General features: G+C 67.7%; 16 protein-coding genes and 1 tRNA gene. 7 read left to right on the forward strand and 10 right to left on the reverse strand.

Going from position 1 to position 26,421, the window contains the following annotated elements; translation table 11 throughout:
• Positions 1-538: IS3 family transposase (locus FHT36_RS18025; protein WP_169123892.1), on the forward strand; the 538-nt coding region annotated here is incomplete at its 5' end.
• Between the two features lie 401 nt (positions 539-939).
• Here the strand turns inward: FHT36_RS18025 and FHT36_RS18030 are convergent.
• Both FHT36_RS18030 and FHT36_RS18035 read right to left on the reverse strand, forming a co-directional pair.
• Positions 940-1,016: transfer RNA gene (locus FHT36_RS18030), tRNA-Arg, on the reverse strand.
• A gap of 187 nt (positions 1,017-1,203) precedes the next feature.
• On the reverse strand, positions 1,204-1,878 hold the full coding sequence (locus tag FHT36_RS18035) for a GntR family transcriptional regulator (RefSeq protein ID WP_169123893.1): 675 nt from the start codon (positions 1,876-1,878) through the stop codon (positions 1,204-1,206).
• Positions 1,879-2,182: 304 nt separating this feature from the next.
• On the opposite strand from FHT36_RS18035, the gene FHT36_RS18040 reads away from it, so the two are divergent.
• From FHT36_RS18040 to FHT36_RS18060, 5 genes are all read left to right on the forward strand, one after another.
• Positions 2,183-3,553 (forward strand): malonyl-CoA decarboxylase, encoded by a 1,371-nt coding sequence (locus tag FHT36_RS18040; protein WP_169123894.1) that lies wholly within the window; start codon positions 2,183-2,185, stop codon positions 3,551-3,553.
• 61 nt (positions 3,554-3,614) lie between these two features.
• A complete protein-coding gene (locus FHT36_RS18045; RefSeq protein WP_169123895.1) occupies positions 3,615-5,144 on the forward strand; it encodes a malonyl-CoA synthase in 1,530 nt (509 codons plus the stop codon).
• 178 nt (positions 5,145-5,322) lie between these two features.
• A complete protein-coding gene (dctP, locus tag FHT36_RS18050) occupies positions 5,323-6,372 on the forward strand; it encodes a TRAP transporter substrate-binding protein DctP (RefSeq protein WP_169123896.1) in 1,050 nt (349 codons plus the stop codon).
• A complete protein-coding gene (locus FHT36_RS18055) occupies positions 6,369-6,929 on the forward strand; it encodes a TRAP transporter small permease (protein WP_169123897.1) in 561 nt (186 codons plus the stop codon). Before dctP ends, FHT36_RS18055 begins: the two co-directional genes overlap by 4 nt.
• Positions 6,926-8,278, forward strand: a complete 1,353-nt coding sequence (locus tag FHT36_RS18060; RefSeq protein WP_169123898.1) for a TRAP transporter large permease — start codon at positions 6,926-6,928, stop codon at positions 8,276-8,278. Before FHT36_RS18055 ends, FHT36_RS18060 begins: the two co-directional genes overlap by 4 nt.
• A gap of 7 nt (positions 8,279-8,285) precedes the next feature.
• Here the strand turns inward: FHT36_RS18060 and FHT36_RS18065 are convergent, their stop codons facing one another.
• The 5 genes from FHT36_RS18065 to FHT36_RS18085 form a co-directional block, all read right to left on the reverse strand.
• Positions 8,286-9,173: a transglutaminase family protein gene (locus tag FHT36_RS18065; RefSeq protein ID WP_169123899.1), complete on the reverse strand. Its 888-nt coding sequence runs from the start codon at positions 9,171-9,173 to the stop codon at positions 8,286-8,288.
• A 92-nt stretch (positions 9,174-9,265) separates the two neighbouring features.
• Entirely contained in the window at positions 9,266-11,773 is a 2,508-nt protein-coding gene (locus FHT36_RS18070; RefSeq protein ID WP_309298297.1) for a circularly permuted type 2 ATP-grasp protein, read from the reverse strand.
• Between the two features lie 170 nt (positions 11,774-11,943).
• Positions 11,944-15,369 carry a DUF2126 domain-containing protein gene (locus FHT36_RS18075; protein WP_169123900.1) on the reverse strand — a complete coding sequence of 1,142 codons (3,426 nt, stop codon included), beginning with the start codon at positions 15,367-15,369 and terminating at the stop codon, positions 11,944-11,946.
• 218 nt (positions 15,370-15,587) lie between these two features.
• Positions 15,588-18,797 carry an efflux RND transporter permease subunit gene (locus FHT36_RS18080; protein ID WP_169123901.1) on the reverse strand — a complete coding sequence of 1,070 codons (3,210 nt, stop codon included), beginning with the start codon at positions 18,795-18,797 and terminating at the stop codon, positions 15,588-15,590.
• Between the two features lie 27 nt (positions 18,798-18,824).
• On the reverse strand, positions 18,825-20,096 hold the full coding sequence (locus FHT36_RS18085) for an efflux RND transporter periplasmic adaptor subunit (protein ID WP_229645330.1): 1,272 nt from the start codon (positions 20,094-20,096) through the stop codon (positions 18,825-18,827).
• Between the two features lie 430 nt (positions 20,097-20,526).
• Between FHT36_RS18085 and secA the strand changes: the two genes are divergently transcribed.
• Positions 20,527-23,307 carry a preprotein translocase subunit SecA gene (gene secA, locus FHT36_RS18090; RefSeq protein WP_169123903.1) on the forward strand — a complete coding sequence of 927 codons (2,781 nt, stop codon included), beginning with the start codon at positions 20,527-20,529 and terminating at the stop codon, positions 23,305-23,307.
• A gap of 51 nt (positions 23,308-23,358) precedes the next feature.
• On the opposite strand, the gene FHT36_RS18095 is transcribed toward secA, so the two are convergent.
• The 3 genes from FHT36_RS18095 to FHT36_RS18105 all read right to left on the reverse strand — a co-directional run bounded on the left by FHT36_RS18095 (position 23,359) and on the right by FHT36_RS18105 (position 26,194).
• A complete protein-coding gene (locus FHT36_RS18095) occupies positions 23,359-23,961 on the reverse strand; it encodes a Pr6Pr family membrane protein (protein WP_169123904.1) in 603 nt (200 codons plus the stop codon).
• Positions 23,962-24,093: 132 nt separating this feature from the next.
• The gene (locus FHT36_RS18100; RefSeq protein ID WP_210257853.1) at positions 24,094-24,951 is read right to left on the reverse strand and encodes an FkbM family methyltransferase; all 858 of its coding nucleotides are present in this window, start codon (positions 24,949-24,951) and stop codon (positions 24,094-24,096) included.
• A gap of 16 nt (positions 24,952-24,967) precedes the next feature.
• A complete protein-coding gene (locus tag FHT36_RS18105; RefSeq protein WP_169123905.1) occupies positions 24,968-26,194 on the reverse strand; it encodes a murein L,D-transpeptidase family protein in 1,227 nt (408 codons plus the stop codon).
• Positions 26,195-26,421 lie beyond the last annotated feature (227 nt).

Below are 26,421 nucleotides of genomic sequence, written 5' to 3' on the forward strand. Positions count from 1 at the left end.
GGTGTTCCATGCGCCGGCGCCTAACCGGCTCTGGCTCTCGGACTTCACCTATGTCAGCACCTGGGTGGGCTTCGTCTACGTCGCCTTTGTGATCGACTCCTATGCTCGCCGCATCGTCGGCTGGCGGGTGAGCCGGACCGCGCATGCCAGCTTCGTGCTGGATGCGCTGGAGCAGGCCCTTCACGAGCGACGGCCCGCCCATCGCGGCGGCCTGGTGCACCATAGCGACCGCGGTTCGCAATATGTGAGCATTCGCTACACCGAACGGCTGGCTGAGGCCGGCATCGAGCCCTCCGTCGGCAGCGTCGGTGACAGCTATGACAACGCACTCGCCGAGACGATCAATGGCCTCTACAAGGCCGAGGTCATCCACCGTCGGGGGCCTTGGCGATCCTTCGAGGCCGTCGAGTTCGCCACGCTGACCTGGGTTGACTGGTTCAACCATCGCCGGCTGCTGGAGCCTATCGGCAACATCCCGCCGGCCGAAGCCGAGGAGCGCTACGACGTCATGCTCGGTGAGCAGCAAATGGCGGCGTGACTTAAACCAAATGGCCTCCGGTGAAGCCGGGGCGGTTCACGCCCGTCTTCAGGACAGTGATATAGCGCCTGCTTCCCACAAGGAGGGAGATCTGGTCGCGAGTTGAAGGGAGAGCAGTTCGCCGTGACGAGAGGCGGGGGCGGACCAGGTGCTTGTGAATGACGATTTGAGCGCAACGGGGAGGCATCGGGCGTCTGCCGACTCCCATGATCTTCAGAGGCCGCTGTGGAAGCGGGCTCGCCCAGCCGAGCGTCTCATAGACCGTCGAATTTTGGAGATAACGAGATTCAGATGCAGGCGCGCGCCGCGCCCCGGTCTTGCCAAGGCGGTCAACGAGCGTCCAGCGACAGGATGAAAAGGCGCGACTTCCTCGAAAATGCCGAAGCAATTTCTGATTGCAATGGCGCACCCGACACGATTCGAACGTGTGGCCTCCGCCTTCGGAGGGCGGCGCTCTATCCAGCTGAGCTACGGGTGCGTGGCGCAGGAGCGGGTTTCTTTTATCGGAAGGCTTGCGGCGCGGCAACAGGGGATGGGGCGGTGTCCACGGCGCAGTGTGGGTGACCAGCCGGGCCTTACCGGAGCGCGATTGGCCCCAGTGCGGCGCGGATGTCGGGCGGGGCCCGAAGCGCATCAGGTCGGGCGGAGGACGTCCGCTGGGGCCATCAGCCGGCGTCCTCCAGCGCCTCCGATTCGGCCTGGAGCGCGGCAAGCAGCGTCATGAAGCGCTCGCCCTGCACCAGCACGTGGGCCCTGAGGCGCTCGGCGGCGAGCGGGCCGTCGCCGGCAAACAGGGCGTCGACGATGCCCTGGTGCTCGGCGAAGGACGCCTCCACGCGGCGCGGCACTTTCAGCTGCAGGCGGCGATAGGGCTGGAGCCCCCGCTGCAATCTCAGTGCTTCCCCTGCCAGAACCCGGTTGCCGGTGGCGGCATAGATGGCGGCGTGGAAACGGGCATTGGCGGGATAATAGGCCTCCTCGTCGCCGGCGGCGGCGGCGATGCGGCAGGTCTCGTGCGCGTCCGATATCGCCTCGCGGTCGGAGGGGCCCATGCGCTGCACGGCCAGCCGGCCGCAGGAGGCCTCGATCTCGGCCATCAGCTCGAAGGATTCGATCAGTTCGCGCGGGCCGAGCAGCACCACGAAGGCGCCGCGGCGGGGACGGATTTCCACCAGGCCGGACGACGAGAGCTGGATCAGCGCCTCGCGGATGGGCGTGCGCGAAACGCCAAACCGCTCGGCGAGGCCCACCTCGTCGAGCCGCTGCCCGGGCTTCAGCCGGCCGGCGACGATGTCGTCCTCCAGCGCCTCCCTGAGCCTCGGCGTCTGCTCTCCCCGCACGACGGCGCTCCTTGCCAACTCCCCATCATCAGAAAGCCGAGTCCCGCCATTCAATGCAAGAGAGAAAATCTTGCATACATGAATGTTGACAAAAAATGCAGTTGGATTTCTATTGCCGACAGACGCCGCGGGGATCCTGGAAGATGCCACATCTCGATACCGGAGCGCCACTTTTGCCCCACACCGGAAGCAGGATCACCCGAAAGAGAACGCTCCGGCGGGCGGCCTTGGGGTTGCCTTCGCGGGCCGAGCGCCGTCCCATGACGGTGGGGATGTCCGGCAGCGGGGCTGGTGGAGTGCGGCGATGAATTCGAACGCGTCCTTCTTCGGCGATCTTCTCACCACCATCGCGGATCGCGGCCGCGCGCTGCTGGACCGCAACACACGCACATCCGGCGCCACCAAGGCGGCGACGCTGGTGGAACGCTGCGAACAGCTTCTCTCCGGTCGCGGCGAAGCCTCGGGCGTGGCCCTCGCCACCGACATCCTCGACCGCTACGCCCGCATGAAGACCGGCGAGCGCATCGCCTTCTTCGAGGCGCTGGCCGAGACCTTCGGGCCGGACCGCGCCCGTCTCGATGCGGCGATCGCCAGCTATGGCCGCACCGGATCGGATGCGGCGACGGCCGAACTGCACCTTGCCAGCGAGCCGCGCCGGCAGGAGCTGTTCCGCCGCTTCAACATGGCCGCGGGCGCCACCCTCTCCCTGGTCCGGATGCGCGAGCATTTGATGGACGCCATGGTCCACCGGCGCGACCTCGCCGCCGTGGATCGCGATTTCGGCCACCTGTTCTCGTCCTGGTTCAACCGGGGGTTCCTCGTGCTGCGACGCATCGACTGGTCGACGCCCGCCAATGTGCTGGAGAAGATCATCCGCTACGAGGCGGTGCACGCCATCCGCGACTGGAACGACCTGCGCGCCCGCGTCGACAGCCCGGACCGGCGTTGCTACGCCTTCTTCCATCCGGCGCTGGTGGACGAGCCGCTGATCTTCGTGGAGGTCGCGCTCACCAAGGACATTCCCGGCGCCATCGCCCCGGTGCTGGACCAGTCGCGCGAGTTGCTGGAGCCGGAGAAGGCCACCACGGCCGTCTTCTATTCCATCTCCAACTGCCAGCGCGGGCTTGGCGGCGTCTCCTTCGGCAATTTCCTCATCAAGCAGGTGGTGGAGGAGATTTCCCGCGAGATTCCCTCGCTCACCACCTTCGTTACCCTCTCCCCCGTCCCCGGCTTCCGTGCCTGGCTCGACGGCGAGCGCAAGGCCGAGACGCCGGCCGCCCTCACCGTCGCCGACAAGGAGACGCTCAAGGCGCTGGATACGCCGGACTGGGCCGAAAAGGCGGAAGTCCGCGAGGCGCTGACGCCGGTGCTGAACGCCGCCGCGGCCTATTACTTCCTCGTCGCCCGCACCGCCAAGGGCAAGCCGGTGGACCCGGTGGCCCGCTTCCACCTCGGCAACGGCGCGCGGCTGGAGAAGATCAATCCCATGGGCGACCTCTCGCCCAAGGGCATCGCCCAGGCGGCGGGGCTCATGGTGAATTACCGCTATGTCCTCAACGACATCGAGAAGAACCACGAGGCCTTCGCCGGCAAGGGCGAGGTTGTCGCGAGCGCGGCGGTGAAGAAGCTGCTGCGGGCGGATGCGGGCGCCCGCGCCCTCGTTCCGGCTTCCTGAACTTGCCCGTGTCCTGAGCTGACCGCCGCGCCACCGGCACAGCCGCCAACGAGACGAAGATATGACCGAGAACCACCTTTTCAGCGCCATCCGCGCCGCCATCCCGGCGATGGACAAGCCCCTCGCCCGCCTCATGGACGGGACGGTGGAGACCTATGGCGACGCCCTCGCCCTGTCCGCCCGCCTCGCCAACCTCCTCGTCGCGCGCGGCGTGAAGCCCGGCGACCGGGTGGCGGTGCAGGTGGAGAAATCCTGGCCCGCCCTCGCGCTTTATCTGGCGACGATCCGCGCGGGCGCGGTCTATCTGCCGCTCAACACGGCCTATACGCTGAACGAGGTCGAGTATTTCCTCTCCGACGCCGAGCCCGCCGTGTTCGTGTGCCGGCCGGAGATCGAGCAGGACGCGCGGGCGCTCGCCGCCCGGCTCGGCGTCGGCGCGGTCGAGACCCTCGGCACCGACGGCAAGGGCTCCCTCACCGATGCCGCCGCCGCCTTCCCCGATACGTTCGAGGACGTGGCGCGCGGGCCGGAGGATCTCGGGGGCATTCTCTACACTTCGGGCACCACGGGCCGCGCCAAGGGCGCAATGCTCACGCACGCCAATCTGCTCTCCAATGCGCAGACGCTGAAGGACTACTGGCGCTTCACCGCGGACGACGTGCTGCTGCACGCACTGCCCATTTTCCACACCCACGGCCTGTTCGTGGCTTCCAACATCATCCTGCTGGCCGGCGCGAGCATGGAGTTCCGCTCCAAGTTCGATCCGAAGGAGGCCATCGCCCTCATGTCGGCGGGCAAGGTGACGACGCTCATGGGCGTGCCCACCTTCTACACACGCCTGCTCGACCAGCCCGGCCTCACCCGCGAGGCGACGAAGGGCATGCGGCTGTTCATCTCCGGCTCCGCGCCGCTGCTCGCCGAGACCCATCGCGCCTTCGAGGAGCGCACCGGCCACGCCATCCTCGAGCGCTACGGCATGACCGAGACGGGCATGAACACGTCCAACCCCTATGACGGCGCGCGCATCGCCGGCACCGTGGGCTATCCCCTCCCCGGCATCAGCGCGCGCGTCACCGATCCGGAGACCGGCGCGGTGCTTCCCACCGGCGAGATCGGCATGATCGAGGTCCAGGGGCCGAACGTGTTCAAGGGCTACTGGCGAATGCCGGAAAAGACCGCCTCCGAGTTCCGCGACGGCTTCTTCATCACCGGCGACCTCGGCAAGATCGACGAGAAGGGCTACGTCCACATCGTCGGCCGCGGCAAGGATCTGGTCATCACCGGCGGCTTCAACGTCTATCCCAAGGAAGTGGAAGGCGAGATCGACGCCATCCCGGGCGTCGTGGAAAGCGCGGTCATCGGCGTGCCCCACCCGGATTTTGGCGAGGGCGTCACCGCCGTCATTGTCGCCCAGAAGGATGCGACCCTGACGGAAGAGGCCGTCCACCGAGCCCTCGAAAATCGTCTTGCGAAGTTCAAGCAGCCTAAGCGCGTCTTCTTCGTCTCCGAACTGCCGCGCAACACTATGGGCAAGGTGCAGAAGAATATCCTTCGGGACACCTACAAGGACATTTATCGTAACGTCGCCTGACAGAAGGGACCGCGCCGCCGGCAACGCCAATCAACCGTCGGCCGGTCCCCGCCGAGTATCTGGTCCTCGCCAAGAGTTATGAAGTCGAACTGCCGGACCCTGGATCAACCGGGGCCGGCCAAGTGAAACGGGAAGAAACGCCACAGGCCCGCAGCCACCGGGCCAAGGGAGGAAACGCATGTCCAACGACCATTCCCTCATCCATCGCCCGGTTTCCCGCCGCCTCGTGCTGGCCGGCGCGCTGGCCGCGCCCGCCGTGCTGCGCTTCACCGGCACTGCCCATGCGGCGACGACCCTCAAGATCTCGCACCAGTTCCCCTCCTCCTCCGGCGAGGAAGGCGACTTCCGCGACCGCCTCGTGCGCCGTTTCGCGGAGGAGGTGACCAAGCGCACCAACGGGGAGCTGGCCTTCGAGATCTATCCCGGCTCGTCCCTGATGAAGACGAACGCCCAGTTCTCGGCCCTGCGCAAGGGCGCGCTCGACCTCTCGCTCTATCCCATCTCTTATGCGGGCGGCGAGGCGCCGGAGTGCAATATCGGCCTCATGCCGGGTCTCGTGGTTTCCTACGACCAGGGCCTCGCCTGGCGCACCAAGCCGGTGGGGCAGGCCTTCTCGGAATATCTTGAAAGCAAGGGCGTCAAGATCCTCACCTGGGTCTGGCAGGCGGGCGGCGTCGCGAGCCGCGAGAAGCCGCTGATCGCGCCCGAGGATGCCAAGGGCATGAAGATCCGCGGCGGCTCGCGCGAGATGGACATGGTGCTGCAGGCCGCCGGCGCCGCCGTGCTGTCGCTGCCGTCGAACGAGCTCTATGTCGCCATGCAGACCGGCGCGTGCGATGCCGGCATCACCTCCTCCACCTCGCTGATCTCCTTCCGGCTGGAAGAGCTGGCGAAGCAGCTCACCACCGGGCGCGGAAAGTCCTACTGGTTCATGCTGGAGCCGCTGCTCATCTCCAAGGCGGTGTTCGACAAGCTGCCCAAGGCGCAGCAGGACGTGCTCTCCGCCGTGGGGCTGGAGATGGAAGCCTTCGGCAAGGCCGGCGCCATGGCGGACGACACCAAGGTCGCCGAGGTGTTCGCCAAGGCAGGCGCTAAGATCCACGATCTCGACGCCGCCACCGTGGAGAAATGGCGTGCCATCGCCCGCGACACCGCGTGGAAGGACTATTCCGCGAAGTCCGCCGGCTGCGCCAATCTCATGAAGCTCGCGCAGGAGGTGCCGGCATGAGCCACGGGCTCGATCTCGGCCACGGCGCGCAGGCGCGGGCGGAGGCGACCCACGCCCCTCCCCTGCTGGTGGCGGCGCACGGCCTGCTCAGGCGAGCCAACCGGCTCATCCTCGCCCTCGGCTCGGTCGCCCTCGTGGCGGCGAGCCTCATCCTCTCCTACAGCGTGGTGTCGCGCTTCTTCTTCCACGCGCCCACCTACTGGCAGGACGAGGCCTCCGTCTTCCTGCTGGTGGGCGTCACCTTCATGACCGCCGCCTTCGTGCAGAGCCAGCGCGGCCATGTGGCCATCGATGCCCTCGCCCACATGCTCCCGCCGGGATTGAACCGGGTGCGGCAGTTCGTGGTGGATGTGTTCAGCTTCGCCTTCTGCGCCTTCTTCACCTGGAAGTCCTTCACCCTGTGGCACGAGGCGTGGGTGGACGGGCAGGTGACCTCCTCCACCTGGGCGCCGCCCCTCTCCATCCCCTACGGCGTGATGACCGCCGGCATGGGCCTCCTCTCGCTGCAGATCCTCATTCAGGTTCTCGCCGGACTTCTCGAAAGGGTGGAACGATGAGCACGGCCCTCGTCGGCCTCCTTTATGGCGGGGCCACCCTCGGCACCATGTTCCTCGGCATGCCCATCGCTTTTGCGCTGGGGGCCGTGGCGGTACTGTTCATGGTCGGCTTCATGCCGGCCGCCTCCCTCGATACGGTGACGCAGAACGTCTACGAGGAAATGGCCTCCATCACCCTGCTGTCGATCCCGCTCTTCATCCTGAAGGGCGCGGCCATCGGCAAGTCGCGGGCGGGGCAGGATCTCTACTCGGCGCTGCACGCCTGGATGCACAAGATCCCCGGCGGCCTCGGCATCGCCAATGTGTTCGCCTGCGCCCTGTTCGCCGCCATGGCCGGCTCTTCGCCCGCCACCTGCTCGGCCATCGGCTCGGCCGGCATTCCGGAGATGCGCAAGCGCGGCTATTCCGGCGCCTTCGCCGCCGGGCTGATCGCGGCGGGCGGAACCCTCGGCATCCTGCTGCCGCCCTCCATCACCATGATCCTCTATGCGGTCGCGGCGGAGCAGTCGCTGGGGCGCCTGTTCCTCGCCGGCCTCGGGCCGGGCCTGCTGCTGGTGATGCTGTTCGCCGGCTATGCCATGGTGCGCTTCCGGCAGGAATATGCGGCGGCGAAGAAGGCCTATGCGGAGACCGGGGCGCGTTCCGCCCTGCTGCATGAGGAAAACCTCACCCTGCGCGACCGCTTCGCGGCCTTGCCGCGGGTGCTGCCCTTCGTGGTGCTGCTCACCGGCGTGATGGTCGCCCTCTATGGCGGCTATGCGACCCCCTCCGAGACGGCGGGCCTCGGCGGCGTGCTGGCGCTGGCGCTCATCGCCCTGATCTACGGCGTGTGGACGCCGAAGGACCTCTCCCCCATCCTCACCTCCACCATCCGCGAGTCGACCATGCTGATGATGATCATCGGCATGTCCCTGCTCTACTCCTACGTCATGAGCTACCTGCACATCAGCCAGGCGGCGGCGCAGGCGATCGTGGCGCTCAATCTGTCCAAGTGGCTGCTGCTCGCCACCATCCTCGTGCTTGTGGTGGTGCTGGGCTTCTTCCTGCCGCCGGTGTCCATCATCCTGATGACCGCGCCGATCATCCTGCCGCCGCTCAAGGCTGCGGGCTTCGACCTGATCTGGTTCGGCGTGGTGATGACCATCGTGATGGAGATGGGGCTCATCCACCCGCCGGTGGGGCTCAACATCTTCGTCATCAAGAACATCGCTCCCGACATCCCGCTGAAGGACGTGATCTGGGGCACGGTGCCCTTCGTGCTCCTGATGCTGCTGGCGGTGATCCTGCTCTGCCTGTTCCCGCAGATCGCCACCGGCTTCCCGGACCTCGTGATGGGCAAAGGCCGCTGAGGCGGCCCTAGCGACCCTGCACCGGCACCACATCCACGCCCACGGCGAGGATGTGGTCGCCGGACGAGACGATCACCCCGTCCACCGGCGACACATCCGCATAGTCGCGGCCGACGGCGAGGATGATGTGGTCGTCCCCGGCGGGGATGGCGTTGGTAGGGTCGAGCCCGATCCAGCCGAAGGCCGGCCCGCACCACACCTCGGCCCAGGCATGGGTGGCATCCGCCCCCTCCAGCCGCGGCTGGCCCTCGGGCGGGATGGTGCGCAGATAGCCGGAGACGTAGCGCGCCGGTAGGCCGAGCCCGCGCAGGCCCGCGATCATCACCTGCGCGAAGTCCTGGCACACGCCGGCCTTCGCCGCGAACGCCTCGTGGGGCGAGGTGGTGACGATGGTGGCACCGGGCTCGTAGGTGAATTCGTCATGCACCCGATGCATCAGCTCCAGCGCGGCCTCCAGCACGGGGCGGTCGCCGCGGAAGCTGGTCGCCGTCCAGTCCGTGATCTCGTTGTCGATGGGCACCGCCCGGCTCGGGAACAGACCGTGGGCGGCCGCGTCCGGCCCGAGGTCCGTCTCCTCCAGCGCGGCAGCGCGCACCTCGTCCACCAGCGGCGTCGTCGCCGGGTCCGGCAGGGGCGTCGCGGTCACGTCCACCCGGCTGCGGGTGGTGATGGAGAGATGGCCGTGGGGCTGGTCGATGGTGAGCCAGGTCAGGCCGTTGCCGAAGAAGTCGGTGCCCTGCTCCAGCTCCGCCGGCTCGGGGTCCACATCGAGGATGTGGGCGATGACGTGCTGATGGCCGAAACGATCCACCGGCGTCATGCGCAGCACCTGCCGCACCACGCGCACCGGCACCTGATAGCTGTAGGTCGTGGTCTGGCGAATATCATAGAGCATTGGTGTCTCGTTGCTTTCGCTCAGGCGCCGCGCGGGCTGTCTCGTTGCTTTCGCTCAAGCGCCGCGCGGGCTTGGGGCTCGCGGGGCTCGCATCACATGCCGAAGGTGAGCGTCATCTCCGGGGAGTGTCCCTGGAGGAAGTAATGCGACGACACCTCGTCGGAGAGCTGCATAAGCATCTTCTCCATGGCGTCGAACCATTGCGGCTCGAAGCTCTCGGCCGTGCTCGCGGCAAGCTCGGCCTGCATGCGGGCGACGATGCGCTCCCACAAGGGCGGCGGCGCATCCTGGTCGCGGCCGGGCAGCACCTTGAGGTGGTTCGCCATGCGATGCACCTGGAAGGCCACCGAGCGCGGATTGTCCGGGTCCAGCAGCACGAGGTCCAGCACCGGGCCGCGGGCTTCCATCATCACATAGCGCGTGCGGTAGGTGATGAGGCTGTCCGCCACCTGCAGCAGCGCATCGAGCGACCCCTGCGGGGCGCCGATCTCGCCGAAGGTGCGGGCAAAGCGCAGGGTACCGATGGCGCGCTCCGTGCGCCGGCCGATCTCCAGGAAGCGCCAGCCGGTGAGCCGGTTCATGTTCTCCGAGGCGAGGCCCGAGAAGGCGGCGATGATGCGCAATGCTGCGTCCGCCCGCTCCGCCACATCGGCTTCGGAGGGGGCGGCGGGGACCGGCTGGGAGACGCAGGTCTCGAGGTCCACCAGCGCGCGCCACGCATCCGGCGAGAAGCGGTCGCGGATGACGGAAGCCGCCGAACGCGCCGCCTGCACCAGCTGCGGCAGGGCGCCGGGCACGTCGCGGCGGGTGAGCACGGCCACGGCATAGCGGGTGGGCGTGGCGCGGGCGAGATCGCGCGGCATGGCGCCCCATGCCCCGAGCAGGCCGAGCAGGCGCGACACGAGCGGGCTGGTGCCAGTGTCGCCGCTCTCGGCGAGGCGACCCACCAGCACGCGAGAGAGGCGCAGCGTCGCCTCGGCCCGTTCCACATAGCGGCCGAGCCAGAAGAGGTTGTCGGCGGCGCGGCTCGGCAGGGTGCCGGAGGAACGGCGGACCTTCACATTGTCCGGGCTCGGCAGCAGCGTGGTGTCGGCCACCTCGCCGTCCGCCAGCACCCACACGTCCGCCGAGCGGTCGCCCTTCTGCATGGAGACGGCGCGGGCGTCAGCGGCGGAGGAGATGCGGCAGAAGCCGCCCGGCATTACCGACCAGCCCTTTTCGGTGGCGGTGAGGAACACCCGCAGCATGAACGGGCGGGGCGTGAGCTTCTCGCCGGTCCATACCGGCGTTGTGGAGAGGCGGGCGATGTCCTGTCCCACCACGTCCGCCCCGCGCCGGGCGAGCAGGGTGGAAAGGCGCCGCCGGTCGGCCTGGGTCAGGTCCGCGCCGAGCACCGAGCCACCATCCGGCAGGCCCGGCAGCGCCCGGCCGAAGGCGGAAGAGATGACGAGCTCGTCCAGGTGCTCCATCACCTGCGCCCGCTCGGCCGGCTGGCCGCACCACCAGGTGGCGACGTGGGGCAGGCTGAGCGGTCGCCCGGTGAGCCGGGTGGCGATGCGCGGAAGGAAGGCGAGCAGTGCCGGCGCCTCCACGATACCGGAGCCGAGCGCATTGGCGAGCGCCACGCCCCCCATGCGCACCGACTGGACAAGCCCGGGCACGCCGAGGCGAGAACGGGCGTTCAGCTCCAGCGGGTCGGCGAAATCGGAATCGAGGCGGCGCAGCAGCACGTCGATGCGCCTGAGGCCCGCCACCGTGCGCACATGCAGGGTATCGCCCCGCACGGTGAGGTCCTCGCCTTCCACCAGCAGGAAGCCGAGATAGCGGGCGAGCAGAGCGTGCTCGAAATAGGTCTCGTTCAGCGGCCCGGGGGTGAGGAGACCGATGCGGCCCTCCCCCGTCCGGTCGAGCTTCATCAGCGAGGTGCGCAGCGCCTGGAAGAAGGCGGCGACGCGCTTCATGTTCAGGTTGCGCGAGACGTCCGGCAGCGCGCGCGTCGAGGCGAGGCGGTTCTCCAGCGCATAGCCGGCGCCGGATGGCGCCTGGGTGCGGTCGGCGAGCACCCACCAGCGCCCGTCCGGGCCGCGCCCCACGTCGGCGGCGTAGACGCGCAGGTAGCGCCCGCCCTCGGGGCGCACGCCCACCAGCGGACGCAGGAATTCCGGGCTGCCGGCCACAGCCGCCGCCGGCAGATCGCCATCGGCGACCAGATGCGCGTCGCCATAGAGATCCTGAAGCACCTCTTCCAGCAGCTCGGCGCGCTCGATGAGGCCGGCAGAGAGGGCCTCCCAGTCCGAATTGCCGATGATGAGCGGCATGTGGCTGAGCGACCACGGCCGCTCGCCGCCACCCGCGTCGTCATAGACGCGATAGAAGACGCCGCTATCCCTGAGATAGCGGTCCGCGGCGGAGAAGCGCCGGCGCAACTCCTCGGGGCCAAGCTCGGCCAGTGCGGCGAGGAAGGGCTGCCAGTGACGGCGCGGCTGGCCGTCCGCATCCATCATCTCGTCGCGGGTGGCCGGCAGTGTGCGGTAGCCGCCGATCAGACTTTCGGCTGCGGCCCGTTCGAATACCTCGCTCCGCTGCTCCGCACCCGACACGATCACCCCTTCCGCGGGCACCCCTGCCCGCGCATCATCTTCCTGTGCCCGGTGGGTCCGGGTTCTCCATTATGACCGTGCTGGCGCCAGATGCACCCCTCTTCGGAGCGCTTCCAGCCTGCGCCCGCCGCAGGGCGCGCCTGCGGCGGAACTTCGGCACGGTCGTGCGATCAGGCGCTGGCAGGGCGCCGCAGATCGAGGGTGGTCGGGAACTCGTCCGGCGCCGTCTCCAGCACCACGTCGAGGGTGCCGGGGGTGTGGCCGAAGGTCTGGAAGCGGGCGAGGCGGCGGGCCTCCGCCTCGTAGGAGTTCACCGGGAAGGTGTCGTAGTTCCGCCCGCCCGGATGGGAGACGTAATACATGCAGCCGCCGCGGGAGCGCTCGCTCCAGGTGTCCACGAGGTCGAAGGTGAGCGGCGAGTGCACCGGAATGGTCGGGTGCAGGCCCGACCACGGCTGCCACGCCTTGTAGCGCACACCCGCCACATAGGTGCCGTTGCGGCCGGTGGGGGCCAACGGCACCTTGCGGCCATTGCAGGTGAGGATGTGGCGCGAGGGGTTGAAGCCCTCCACCTTCACCTGCAGGCGCTCCACGGAGGAGTCCACGTAGCGGGCGGTGCCGCCCACCACGCCTTCCTCGCCGAGCACGTGCCAGCATTCCAGCGCCTGCCGCACCTCGATGTCCACGCCCGCCTGCTGCACCTTGCCGAAAGCGGGGAAGCGGAACTCGAACTGGGCGCGGAACCACTCGGGATCGATCTGGTAGCCGGCGTCGGAGAGGTCTTCCACCACGTCGAGGAAGTCCTGCCAGACGTAATGCGGCAGCATGAAGCGATCGTTGAGGATGGTGCCCCAGCGGGTGCAGTGGCCGTGCACCGGCTTGTTCCACAGCCGCGCGATGAGGGCCCGCAGCAGCAGTTGCTGGGCAAGGCTCATGCGCCAGTCCGGCGGCATCTCGAAGCAGCGGAACTCCACGAGGCCCAGCCGGCCGGTGGGGCCGTCCGGCGAATAGAGCTTGTCGATGGAGATTTCGGTGCGGTGGGTGTTGCCGGTGACGTCCACCAGCAGGTTGCGCAGCAGCCGGTCCACCAGCCACGGGGCCGGGGGCTCGCCCTGCCCGGGCGCCGGGAACTTGGAGAAGGCGATCTCCAGCTCATAAAGGCTGTCGTGCCGCGCCTCGTCCACCCGCGGATGCTGGGAGGTGGGGCCGATGAAGAGGCCGGAGAAGAAATAGGACAGGCAGGGATGCCGCTGCCAGTAGAGCAGCAGGCTCTTCAGCACGTCCGGCCGACGCAGGAAGGGGCTGTCGGCGGGGGTAGAGCCGCCCACCACCACGTGGTTGCCGCCGCCGGTGCCGGTGTGGCGCCCGTCCACCATGAACTTCTCGGTGCCGAGGCGGGCGAGCCGCGCCTCCTCATAGAGGATGCGGGTGATCTCCACGCAGCCGGCCCAGCTGGCAGACGGATGGACATTCACCTCCAGCACGCCCGGATCGGGCGCGATGCGGATGAGGTTGAGGCGGTAGTCGAAGGGCGGGGGATAGCCCTCCATGTGGATGGGCGTGTTGAGCTCGATCGCCACCTGCTCGAGGGCGGCTACGAGGTCGAGATAGTCCTCAAGGATCTCCACTGGCGGCAGGAACACGCACAGGCGGCCGTTGCGCGGCTCGACGCAGAGCGCGGTGCGGGTGTCGGCGGTGAAGATCTGGGTGTCGTACTTGGCGAGATATTCGCGCGCCAGCTCCTGCGCCCGCTCGCCGACGCCGTAGGCCTCGGTGCGCGGGGCGATGGAATGGCGCGGCATGCCACCCGGGCCGCCGGGCGTGCCGGCGTCCGTGCCATCAGTGCCCGCGCCGACACCGCCCTGCCCCGTGCTGTAGCGGGCGGAGAAGTCGGCGGCATCCGGCAGCGGCGCGCGCGGCTCGAAGGGGTCGGCCTCGACGATATAGGGATAGCGCGTGGGCGCCAGATAATGCAGCGATTCCAGCGGCAGGCGGTAGCCCATGGGGCTCTCGCCGGGGATCAGGAACAGGAACTGGCGACGGTAGGTCCATTCCTCCGAACGCCACGCCGGGCCGGCCGGCGTCCACACCCGACGCAGCGGCAGCACCGAGCCGGTGGCGGTGCCGAGGCCCTGATTGAAGGTGCGCGCGAGCATGCGCCGCTGCACCTCGTCCGCCATGCGCGGATCGCCGGGGGCGATGTTCTCGGGAAGGTTCTGCTCCTTCCACATGTAATAGATGTTGTCCTCGAACGCCTGCTGGACGAACTCGGTGCCCACGGCGAGCTTCTCGGCCACCGCCTTGCAGAAGCGTTCGGCGTCGGCCGGCGTGACGCCGTAATTGACCTTCTCGTCGGCGATCAGGTCCTCGCGCTGCCAGATGGGCTGGCCGTCCTTGCGCCAGAACAGGTCGAAGGACCACCGCGGCAGCGTCTCGCCGGGATACCACTTGCCCTGGCCGTAATGCAGCACGCCCTCGGTCTCGAAGCGGCGGCGCAGGCGGCGGATGAGGTCGTCGGCGCGCTCGCGCTTGTGCGGGCCGAGCGCCTCGGTGTTCCACTCGGGCGATTGGTAGTCGTCGATGGACACGAAAGTCGGCTCGCCACCCATGGTGAGGCGCACGTCGCCAGCCTTGAGATCCTCGTCCACCTTGTGGCCGAGCTGGTCGAGGGCCGCCCAGGTCTCATCCGAGAAGGGCAGCGTGACGCGCGGCGCCTCGGCGACGCGGACCACCTGCATGTCGAAGCCGAATTCGACCTCGGCCTTCTCGTTCACATAACCGCTGATGGGCGCGGCGGAGCTGTAGTGCGGCGTGGCGGCGAGCGGGATGTGGCCTTCGCCGCACAGCAGGCCCGAGGTGGGATCGAGGCCGATCCAGCCGGCGCCGGGCACGAACACCTCGCACCAGGCGTGCAGGTCGGTGAAGTCCACGTCGGTGCCGGAGGGACCATCGAGGGCCGCCACGTCCGGCTTGAGCTGGATGAGGTAGCCGGAGACGAAGCGGGCGGCGAGGCCGAGGTGGCGCAGCAGCTGCACCAGCAGCCAGCCGGTGTCGCGGCACGAGCCGAGCTTACGCGTCAGGGTCTCGTCGGGCGTCTGCACGCCCGGCTCCATGCGGATCACATAGCCGACTTCGCTCTGCAGGCGCTGGTTGAGATAGACCAGGAAGTCGACGATGCGGGTCTTCTCGCGCGGGACGGAGGCGAGATAGTCGGCGAACAGGGTGCCTTCATCCTCCAGCTCGAGATAGGGCGCGAGCTCTGCCTTCAGCGCCGGCGCATACTCGAACGGGAAGCTCTCGGCATATTCCTCGACGAAGAAGTCGAACGGGTTGATGACGTCGAGCTTGGCGAGGAGGTCCACCTCGACCTTGAACTCCGTGACCCGCTCGGGAAACACGATGCGGGCCAGCCAGTTGCCGAACGGATCCTGCTGCCAGTTGATGAAGTGGTCAGCCGGCGAGATCTTCAGCGAATAGGCGGGAATGTCGGTGCGGCTGTGCGGCGCCGGCCGCAGCCGGATGACCTGCGGTCCCATGGAGACCGGGTGGTCGTAGGTGTAGCTCGTGACGTGATGCAGGCTCGCGAGGATCGACATTTAGGGCACCAGGTCCTGCGGGCGACAGCCCAGGGATAGGATCGACTGTGGGTTCAGCGGTGAGATCGGCAGCGGGTCCGAGAGTCGGTCGGGAAACGGCTCCTGTGTCCGGCCAAGGTTAGACAAGCCGGACAAGGGGCGGAAGCGCGACTTTGCGGCGGCAACCGCCCCGATCGAGGGCAGTTGCCGAAGGAAGAGGCAATGCGCACGCGCCCGGATCAGGCAGATGCGGGTGCCGGGGGCACTCCCGCGTCCGGAGCCGGGGGCGGCTCGGGCGGCGCATGGCCAGCGCTGGACTTCTTCTTGCCCTTGCGGCCTTCCTCGAAGCGCTGGAGCACCGTGTAGAAGGACGGCACGAACAGCACGGCAAGGCAGGTGGAGGCGAGCATGCCCGACACCACCGCGATGCCGATGGACTTGCGCGAGTTGGCGCCGGCGCCCGTGGCGAACACCAGCGGCAGCACGCCGAGGATGAAGGCGAACGAGGTCATGAGGATGGGTCGGAACCGGAGGCGCGAGGCCTCCACCGCCGCATCCATGATCTCCATGCCCTCCGCCCGTTTCTCGCGGGCATACTCGACGATGAGGATCGCGTTCTTGGAGGCGAGCGCGATCAGCAGCACGAGGCCGATCTGGGTGTAGAGGTTGTTCGCCACCCCCAGGCCGAGCAGCGCGCTGACGGTGCCGAGCAGCGCCAGCGGCACCGCGAGGATCACCGACATGGGCTGGATCCAGCTCTCATACTGGCCGGCCAGCACGAAGTAGACCAGCAGGATGGCGAGCCCGAACACGTAGTAGATCTGATTGCCGACCGCCTTCTCCTGATAGGACATGGCAGTCCACTCGAACCCGGTGCCCGGAGGCAGGGTCGAGGCGGCGATCTGCTCCATCAGCGACAGCGCCTGGCCCGACGAGAAGCCGGCGGCGTTGGTGCCGACGATGGTGGACGAGGGATAGAGGTTGTAGAGCGAGATCAGCGGCGGACCCAGCGTCATCTTGATGTCCACCACGGTCCCGAGGGGGATCATGGCGTTCTGGGTCGGCGAGCGGACCTTCAGCTGCATCAGGTCGGCTGGCGTCACGCGGAAGCCCGCGTCGGCCTGGATATAGACCTGGAAGACGTTGCCGAACTTGTTGATCTGGTTGACGTAGGTCGAGCCCAGATAGGCAGAGATGGTGCTGAACACCTGCCCGACGGTGATGCCCAGCGTCTCCGCCTTGATGCGGTTCACCTCGACCTGGATCTGCGGGGCACCCGCGCGGAACGACGAGGACACGTGGGAGAGGGCCGACTGCGCCCGTCCCTTGTCCACCATGGACGCCGTGATCTGCTCCAGCAGTTGGTAGTCGAAATTGCCGTTGCGGATCTGCGGCTGCATGGTGAAGCCGGCGGCGTTGCCGATGCCCTGAATGGCCGGCGGCACGAGGATGACCACCTCCGCCTCCTCGACGCCCGCCACCGCCTTGCCCAGGTTCTCATACATCGAGAGCAGGTCCTGCCCCTTGGTGGCGTAGCGCACGTCCCAGGGGGTCAGGGTGATGTAGGTGACACCCGCATTGGCGAGGGTGGAGGAGTTGTCGAGCACCGAGATGCCGGAGATGGCGAGCACGGTCTGCACGCCCGGCACTTTGCGGATGCGCTCGGAGACATCCGCCATCACCTTCTTGGTGCGGTTGAGATTCGAGGCGTCCGGCAGCTGGACGTGGGCGAGGAAGTAGCCCTGGTCCTCGATGGGCAGGAAGGCCGTGGGAATGCGGGTGAGGCCGTAGCCGGCGACGCTCATGAGCGCGATGGCGATGAGCACCATCAGCTTGGAATGGTGCACCATGCGGCTGATGACGCCGGTGTACCAGTGCTCCGCCTTGCCGTAGATGGCGTTGAAGCCGCGATAGATGAAGTTGCGCTTTTCCGGCGGCACCGGCTGGCGCAACCAGAGCGCGCACTGGGTGGGCTTCAGGGTGGCCGCGTTGATGGCCGAGATGAAGGCGGTCGCCGCGATGACCAGGGCGAACTGCTTGAACATCTGGCCTGACAGGCCGGGAATGAACGAGGCAGGCAGGAACACGGACATCAGCACGAGGGTGATGCCCACCACCGGGCCGAACAGTTCGTCCATGGCCTTCTCGGCCGCTGGCTGTCCCGCCATGCCCTCCTCGATGTGCCGGGCCACGCCTTCCACGATGACGATGGCGTCGTCCACCACGATGCCGATGGCGAGGATGATGGCGAACAGGGTCGAGAGATTGATGGTGAACCCCATGGCATCCATGGCGGCGAAGGCGCCGATGATGGTCACCGGCACGGTCGTGGCGGGCACCAGCGTCGCGCGCCAGTCCTGCAGGAACAGCAGGATGACGACGAGGACGAGGATCGCCGCCTCGAACAGGGTCTTCCACACCTCATCGATGGAGGCGGTCACGAATAGGGTCGTATCGAAGGGGATGGCGTAGTCGAGCCCTTCGGGGAAGTTCTTCTTCAGGTCTTCCATCTTCGCGGCCACGCGCTTGGCCACATCGAGCGCGTTGGCCGCGGGAAGCTGGAAGATGCCGATGCCGGCCGCAGGCTTGTTGTCCTGCATGAAGTCCTTGGAATAGCTCTGCGCGCCGAGTTCGACGCGGCCGATGTCGCGGATGCGCACGATCCGGCCGCCGTCGGAATTGTCCACCTTGACGATGATGTTCTCGTAATCCTTCACGTCGTCGAGACGGCCGGAGACGTTCACCGTGTACTGGAACGAGGCGTTGGATGGCGCCGGCGGCAGGCCCAGCTGTCCGGGCGTGACGATCTGGCTCTGCTTCTGGATGGCGTTCGAGACATCGGTGGGGGTCAGGCCGAACGCCTGCATGCGGTCGGGGTCCATCCACACGCGCATGGCGTAGGTGCCGGCGCCGAACACCGCGACGTTGGCCACGCCGTCCACCCGCTCCAGCTCGTTCTGGATGTTGATGATGGCGTAGTTGTTCAGGAACAGGCCGTCATAGCGCCCGTCCGGCGAGATCAGGGTCACGAACTCGAGGATCGAGGTGCCCTTCTGCAGGATCGTCACGCCCTGCGCCTGCACCGCCGTGGGCAGCGAGGCGAGGGCGATGTTGACGCGGTTCTGCACCAGCACCTGCGCCATGTTCGGATCGGTGCCGATCGCGAAGGACACGACCAGCGTGTAGGTGCCGTCCGACGCCGACCACGACTGCATGTAGATCATGCCCTCGACGCCGTTGACCTGCTGCTCGATGGGCAGGGCCACGGTGTCGATCATCGTCTTGGCGGACGCGCCGGGATAGGAGGTCGTGACCGACACGGTGGGCGGCACGATGTTCGGATATTGCGACACCGGCAGGCGGATCAGCGAGACGAGGCCGATCAGCACGAACACCAGCGCGAGGACGTTCGAGAGGACCGGCCGCTCGATGAAAAAGCGCGAAATCATGGGCGCTGCCTCATGTTCGAGGGCGGGTCAGTTCTTCGGCGTCGCAGGGGTCGCACCCGGCGTCGCCGGAGCATTGGGGGTCGGCGGCACCGAGGGGATCGCGCGGGCCGGCGCGTCCGCCGGTGCGACACCCGCCGGCTTCGGCAGAGGCTTGGTCCCGTCGTCCACCGGCGGGGCGATGGCGACGATCTTGCCCACCTCCACGTCGATCTTGGAGCCGGGCACCGCGCGCTGCATGCCGTTGATGATGACGCGATCCGTCGTCTTCAGCCCGCTGAGCACGGCGCGCAGGCCGTCCGCCTGGAGCTGGCCGAGGGTGATCTGCGTCTGGCCGACCACGTTGTCGGAGCTGACGGTGAGCACGTAGGGGCCGAGCTGGTTGTAGCTGACAGCGGAATCCGGAACGAGGATGGTCGGTGCCGGCTGACCCAGCGGCACGCGCACGCGGGCGAACAGCCCGGGCAGCAGCACGAAGTCGTCGTTCTGGAAGATGCCGCGGACGGTGAGCGTGCCGAGGTTGGGGTCCACCTGCGGCGCGATGTAGTCGATGCGGCCGACGTGGGGATAGCCGGTCTCGGTCTGCAGGCCGATCTCGATGGGAATATCCGGCAGGTCACGGGTCAGGCTGGTCAGGGAGCGCCCCCGCTTGGCCAGTTGCTCCTTGATTCGCAGCACCTCCTGCTCGCTGAGCGTGAACCACACCCAGATGGGGTTGAGCTGGACGATGGTGGCGAGCTTGGTGGGGCCGCTATAGCCGACGAGGGCGCCGACGTCCTGAAGGTGGGCCGTCACGGCGCCGTCGAAGGGCGCGTTGACCTGAGTATAGCCCAGGTTGATCTGGGCGAGCTGCAGCGAGGCCTCGGCATTGGCCACCTGGGCCACGGCGGAATCGCGCTTGGCGCGGGCCTGGTCGAGGGCGGCCTGCGAGGCGAAGTCCTGCTTGGCCAGCTGGTTCTGGCGGTTGAACTCGGCCTCGGCCTGCACTTGCGACGCCTGATTGGCCGCGAGCGTGGCCTTCGCCTGATCGACCTGGGCGATGTAGGTGTCCTGCTCGATGACGAACAGGGTGGTGCCCTTCTTGGCGAAGGCGCCGTCCTTGTAATTGATGTTGGTGAGGAAGCCCTGCACGCGGGCGTTCAGGTCCACCGAATTGATGGCGGCGGTGTTGCCGGTCAGCTCGAGGAACCGCGTGATCGGCTGTTCCAGCACGGTCGCAACCGTCACCTTGGGCGGCGGCGGGGGTACGTAGGTGTTCTTTTCCTCGCACGCGGACAGGAGGAAGGCAGCTCCGAGAGCCACGCTCGCGCAGCCCAGCCGACCCGATACCCGGATACCCCCCACCATACCAACACCCCCACTATCAGACGCGGCGGATACTAAGCAGCGGGTTATTGCGTGTCCATGAAAGGAATTGGCCGTGCGGGCTTTCCATGCAGATTGATGCCGCACCTGTGCAGCGCGGCAACGCTTGGGGAAACCACCGCCGCGCGCGGCGCCGCACGCCCCTCGCATTGACATTGCACCGACCCGTTCATAAGTGTCCGCATGGTGCGCTGCCCGCGGAAGCGGGGCGGTTGCGGCTGCGCGTTCGTTCGCTGCGCCCGCCTGCCCCGCCTTCGGACTTGCTGACGCCCCATTGCGGGTGTCCAACGGCGCGCATCGTTGCCCGGAGGTCCGGCGGTCCGTCTCCGCCCTCCTTCAGACCTGACGGAACGGAATAGAGAAACCCATGTTTGGTGGACTTGCCCGCAAGCTCTTCGGCTCCGCGAACGATCGCCGGGTGAAGGGTTATCGTCCCCGCGTACAGGCCATCAATGCGCTGGAGAAGGAGCTGGAAGCCCTCTCCGACGACCAGCTGCGCGCCCGCACCGAGGATTTCCGACGCCAGCTCGCCGAGGGCAAGGTGACCCTGGACGACCTGCTCGTCCCCGCCTTCGCCACCGTGCGCGAGGGCGCCAAGCGCGCGCTCGGCATGCGCCACTTCGACGTGCAGCTGATCGGCGGCATGGTGCTGCACGAAAGCTCCATCGCCGAGATGAAGACCGGCGAAGGCAAGACGCTGGTGGCCACCCTCCCCGTCTACCTCAACGCGCTGGCCGGCAAGGGCGTGCACGTGGTGACGGTGAACGACTATCTCGCCAAGCGCGACGCCGAGTGGATGGGCAAGCTCTATCGCTTCCTCGGCCTCACCACCGGCATCATCGTGCACGGCCTCGACGACGACGAGCGCCGCGCCGCCTATGCCAGCGATGTCACCTACGCCACCAACAACGAGCTCGGGTTCGACTATCTGCGCGACAACATGAAGTACGAGCGCGCCCACATGGTGCAGCGTCCGCACTTCTACGCCATCGTCGACGAGGTGGACTCCATCCTCATCGACGAGGCGCGCACGCCCCTCATCATCTCCGGCCCGCTCGACGACCGCTCGGACTTCTACAACACCATCGACCAGTACATCCCCCGCCTCTCCAAGGAGGATTACGAGGTGGATGAGAAGCAGCGCACCGTCAGCATGACGGAAGCGGGCATGGAGAAGATGGAGCAGATGCTCACCGAGGCCGGGCTGCTGAAGTCCGAGAGCCTCTACGACATCGAGAACGTCTCGGTGGTCCACCACGTGAACCAGGCGCTGCGCGCGCACTCCCTGTTCCAGCGGGACAAGGACTACATCGTGCGCAACGACGAGGTCGTCATCATCGACGAGTTCACCGGCCGCATGATGCCGGGCCGGCGCTATTCGGAAGGCCTGCACCAGGCGCTGGAGGCCAAGGAGCGCGTCCAGGTCCAGCCGGAGAACCAGACGCTCGCCTCCATCACCTTCCAGAACTATTTCCGCCTCTACGAGAAGCTCGCCGGTATGACCGGCACGGCGGCGACCGAGGCGGCCGAGTTCCAGGACATCTACAAGCTCGAAGTGGTGGAAGTGCCCACCAACGTGCCGGTCTCGCGCATCGACGACGATGACGAGGTGTACCGCTCGGCCGGCGAGAAGTATGCCGCCATCATCGAGCTCATCAAGGAGTGCAGCGCGCGCGGCCAGCCCGTGCTTGTGGGCACCACCTCCATCGAGAAGTCCGAGCTGCTCGCCGAGCTGCTGAAGCAGGGCGGCTTCCACCAGATCGACTTCTCCGATCCCGCCGCCTTCGCCCATGACCGCTCGGGCAAGGCCTTCGCGGTGCTGAACGCGCGCTATCACGAGCAGGAGGCGTACATCGTCTCCCAGGCCGGCGTGCCGGGCGCGATCACCATCGCCACGAACATGGCCGGCCGAGGCACCGACATCAAGCTGGGCGGCGCCGCCGACATGCGCATCGCTGCCGAGCTGAAGGACATGCCCGAGGGCGAGCAGCGCACCGCCGCCGAGACGCGCATCCGCGCCGAGGTGGAGGAGCTGAAGCAGAAGGCGCTTGCCGCCGGCGGCCTCTTCGTGCTCGGCACCGAGCGTCACGAGAGCCGGCGCATCGACAACCAGCTGCGCGGCCGCTCCGGCCGCCAGGGCGACCCCGGCCATTCCAAGTTCTTCCTGTCGCTGGACGACGACCTGATGCGCATCTTCGGGTCGGACCGGCTCGACGGCATGCTGCAGCGCCTCGGCCTCAAGGAAGGCGAGGCCATCATCCATCCCTGGATCAACAAGGCCCTGGAGAAGGCGCAGCAGAAGGTCGAAGCGCGCAACTACGACATGCGCAAGAACGTCCTCAAGTATGACGACGTGCTCAACGACCAGCGCAAGGTGGTGTTCGAGCAGCGCCTCGAACTGATGAACGACGACGACGTGGCCGAGACCGTGGAGGACATGCGCCACGCCCTCATCACCGAGACCGTCGCCAAGTTCATCCCCGAGAACGCCTATCCCGAGCAGTGGGACGTGGACGGCCTCGACACCGCCATCAAGGAAGTGCTCGGCATCGAGCTGCCGGTGAAGGACTGGGCCAAGGAAGAAGGCATTGCCGGCCCCGAGGTCACCGAGCGCGTCATCCGCCGCGCCGACGAGTGGATGGCCGCCAAGACCGCCCAGTATGGGCCGGACATCATGCGCTATGTGGAGAAGTCCATCCTTCTCCAGACGCTGGATCACCTCTGGCGCGAGCACATTGCCATGCTCGACCACCTGCGCCAGGTGGTGGGCCTGCGCGGCTATGCCCAGCGCGATCCGCTGAACGAGTACAAGTCCGAGGCGTTCAACCTCTTCTCCGCGCTGCTGAACCGCCTGCGCGAGGTCGTCACCGCCCAGCTGATGCGGGTGGAGATCGTCGCCCAGCCGCCCATGGAGGAGGAACTGCCCCCCATGGAGGCGCACCACGCCGATCCCTTCACCGGCGAGGACGAGATGACGTTCGCGGGCGCGGCCCTCGGCTCCCGTCCGGAGCCGCTGCTGTCGGGCGACGTGGCGGTGATCGAGCGCAACCCGAACGACCCCTCCACCTGGGGCAAGGTGGGCCGCAACGAGGCCTGCCCCTGCGGTTCGGGCAAGAAGTACAAGCACTGCCACGGCCGCTTCGCCTGAGGCGGTGCTTCCCGGCGCGGTCATCCCGCGCCGGGCCTTGGGGCTTCGGGATCAACCCCGCCGGTGGCCGATAGCCCGGTCGACACCGACGAAGATCAGCGCGGTGGTGAAGAACACGACCGCCAGCACCACGGCATTCTGGGCCATCTTCTCCGCGCCGAGCTTAGCCGGATCGAGGAACCAGTAGGCGTACCAACCGTCCGCCTCGCCCCGCGCCAGCGCATAGACGAGATAGGCCAGCGGCGGCGCCATGGCCCACACCGTATCGGTCAGCCGCAGCCGCCCATGCGGCCCCACCAGCCAGACGATCAGGAACAGCACTGGCACCGCCTGATGCAGCAGGCGGTCGGCGACCAGTTGCGCGCCCTGCGGGCTCCACACGTTGCGCAGCAGCAGGGCATAGATGATGCCCACCAGCACGATGGAGACCACCGCCGTCAGCCGCGCCCGCGCCCCGGTGAGCGCGTGCAGCCCGCCCAGCGCGATCTCGGTGGCGACGATGGCGACGCCGAGATTGGTGAGAACGGTGAAAAAGCCGAGGAAGCGCCACAGCGCCGGGCCGAAGCCCTGACCGGCGGCCGCCATCTTCTGGACCAAGATGACCAGCTGGAGGATCAGCGCCGCCCAGCCGACGACAGCGGTGAGGGCGGCCATCCGCCGGCACCAGACACCATGCCCCATTCCCCGCCTCCCCCAGCCGCTCCCCCCAGGGGCGGGCGAAAAGCGTAGGCTGAACGCTCCACGCTCGGCAAGGCCGCTTCGGGATGAGACACGCGTCGGGGGAGATCAGCCGCCGGTCTGGACGATCCGCAGATATTGCCCGGCGGCATCGGCCGGCACGGCGCCGCGCTGGGCGAGATGGTGCAGGCCGTTGAGGGCGAGATCGAACGAGCGGTAACAATAGTGCGCGATCAGCACGAGGTGCTTCAGCTGTTCGGTGGTCATGGCTTCGGGCTGGAGGAAGTTGCGCACATAGACCGCATCGCCCTCCACCAGCTGGTTCAGGGTGGCGTAGATGTCGGGTCCGCGCATGGGCAGGATCATTCGACGGCTGGTGGACGCCATCATGTGCGGGATGAAGCCCCTTGACCGCAGCGCAAGGTCCATCTCCCCATAGGTCGCCTGCCCCTTGTAGAGCGGCACGAACGAGACTTCGAGCTGAATGCACACCGCCTCGGACAAGGTATCGCCGGCGCCATCCAGCACCGCGCGCTCGCCGCCCTGGAGGTCCATCTTCAGCATCTCGATGCCATCGATCTCCGGCACGGCCGAGAGAGCAACCGTGTCGATCTGCCGGCGCTCCAGCACCCGCCCCCACTCGGCGAGGCCGGGGAAATGGGAGAGGACGTGCGGATCGGGCTCCAGCAGGCTCGTCATGCCCGAAGCGGCGCAGACGTGGAGCGTCCGGTTCTGTCCGTCGGCGATCGCGTGGGGCAGATAGGTCTCGAGCTCGCTCTTTGCCGCGTTCAGCCGGGCCAACGCCTCCGGCTGGGGCTCGAAGCCGACCACCCGGCACAGGCGCCGGGCGAGGAGCGGCTTGTAGGGCGGATCCCCGTCGATGGGATTGGCGCCAATATCGACCACCCGGGTGAGGTGATCCGTGCGGAGCAGGAGCGCGAGTGGGGACGGCGCGACGTCAGACACTCGGCTCACTCCAATGTCACCGCGAGAAAGTGGTGGTATTCACGGCCGGTGACGATCCGTTGAGCGTGCCGGTGGCGCTGGCCGCGGCGGGCTTTGCCGCAGCAGTGACAACGGGCTGGGGCTTGGCCGGGGCGCCGGGGGCCGTCGCAGACGGAGCCGCCGCTGCGCCGGTACTGCCGGTGGTGGCCGGGGCGCCGTCGCCGTCGTCGGCGCGCATCAGGGCATCCGCCTGGAGCTTGGCCGGCGTCTCCTTCGGCGGGTTCACATATTCAGGCAGGCGGCCGGGCGCCTCGGTGTAGGAGAGCTGGCCGGTCTCGCGCTCCTTGAGCTTGGCGAGGAACACCGGATGCATGCCGCCATCGGCGCCGGTCTTCACCGGGGCCACGGGAGAGGTGGTGGCGAGCGCCGCCATCTGCGCGTCGTCCGAACGCTGCTTGGCGGACACCGCCGAAGCGATCTGCTCCGGCACCTGATAGGGCGGGCAGGCCTGGCTGGCCTCGAAGGAGCGCCCCGGCGCGGGCGTGGCGTCGAACACGTAGGTGCGGTTGCAGACCGACACCTTCGGCTCCTGCTTCGTCACCTCGAAGTGGTCGGAGCCCTGTTTCAGGTTCCGCCAGAAGGCCATGTTGGGGTTGTTGCGGTAGCGGGCGAGGTTCTTGGCCGTCATCCGGAAGGGATAGGCCTGCACCTGGAAGGCGCGCTGGCCACCGGCGAAGCTCTCACGGGCGAGGGAGAAGATCTCCGAAATCTGGTCGTCGGTCATGGCGTAGCAGCCCGAGGACGAGCAGTCGCCGTGCACCATCAGGAAGTCGCCGGTGCGGCCATACGCCTTGTCATAGGCGTTGGGGAAGCCGAGGTTGAACGCCAGATAATAGCTGGAGTTCGGGTTCATCTGGCCGGGCGTGATGGTGTAGAAGCCCTCCGGCGCCTGCCGGTCGCCGGTGCCCACCTTGGGACCCAGTTCGCCGGACCAGCGGCAGATGGGATAGGTCTTCAGAAGCGCGTAGCGGCCTTCCGACGTGACCTTCCAAACCTCCAGCTCCGATTCCTGCTTGTAGATGCGCACCAGGATGGGGGTCGACGGCGCCATGTCCTTCTTGGCCAGCAGCGACACCATCTCCGGCGTCAGCGGCTTGTTGGCCTTGCGCGCGACCTCAGAATCGGTGGCGTTGCAGCCCGCGAGGGCGAGGGCCGCGCAGGCGGCGAGGCCGGCCATGCGCAAGCGCGAAGAGAGGGTCGTCATCGGACGGCTCGTGGCTAAGCGGCTCAACGCGAAACTCCCGGGTCCGGACCGGCCAATCAGGCCGAGAAGGCTAACCGGTCCCCCTTGACGCGACGTTACGAACGTCGCCCCGGCTCGATGGAGAAAATAAGGCAAATGCGGCCAAGATGGGGAGGCACCGGCGCCGATCCCCCATGCCGCAGCGCCATGGTTAAGGATTCCTTACCGCTGTGGCCGCGAAACCGCGC

This window comes from Xanthobacter sp. SG618 (assembly GCF_012932745.1).
Lineage (GTDB): Bacteria > Pseudomonadota > Alphaproteobacteria > Rhizobiales > Xanthobacteraceae > Xanthobacter > Xanthobacter flavus.

Coding starts and splice junctions, on each gene's coding strand:
- FHT36_RS18055 (WP_169123897.1), top strand. CDS start 6,369: ATGAGCCACGGGCTCGATCTCGGCCACGGCGCGCAGGCGCGGGCGGAG.
- FHT36_RS18075 (WP_169123900.1), bottom strand. CDS start 15,369: ATGTCGATCCTCGCGAGCCTGCATCACGTCACGAGCTACACCTACGAC.
- FHT36_RS18095 (WP_169123904.1), bottom strand. CDS start 23,961: ATGGCCGCCCTCACCGCTGTCGTCGGCTGGGCGGCGCTGATCCTCCAG.
- secA (WP_169123903.1), top strand. CDS start 20,527: ATGTTTGGTGGACTTGCCCGCAAGCTCTTCGGCTCCGCGAACGATCGC.
- FHT36_RS18040 (WP_169123894.1), top strand. CDS start 2,183: ATGAATTCGAACGCGTCCTTCTTCGGCGATCTTCTCACCACCATCGCG.
- FHT36_RS18105 (WP_169123905.1), bottom strand. CDS start 26,194: ATGACGACCCTCTCTTCGCGCTTGCGCATGGCCGGCCTCGCCGCCTGC.
- FHT36_RS18065 (WP_169123899.1), bottom strand. CDS start 9,173: ATGCTCTATGATATTCGCCAGACCACGACCTACAGCTATCAGGTGCCG.
- FHT36_RS18060 (WP_169123898.1), top strand. CDS start 6,926: ATGAGCACGGCCCTCGTCGGCCTCCTTTATGGCGGGGCCACCCTCGGC.
- FHT36_RS18080 (WP_169123901.1), bottom strand. CDS start 18,797: ATGATTTCGCGCTTTTTCATCGAGCGGCCGGTCCTCTCGAACGTCCTC.
- FHT36_RS18045 (WP_169123895.1), top strand. CDS start 3,615: ATGACCGAGAACCACCTTTTCAGCGCCATCCGCGCCGCCATCCCGGCG.
- dctP (WP_169123896.1), top strand. CDS start 5,323: ATGTCCAACGACCATTCCCTCATCCATCGCCCGGTTTCCCGCCGCCTC.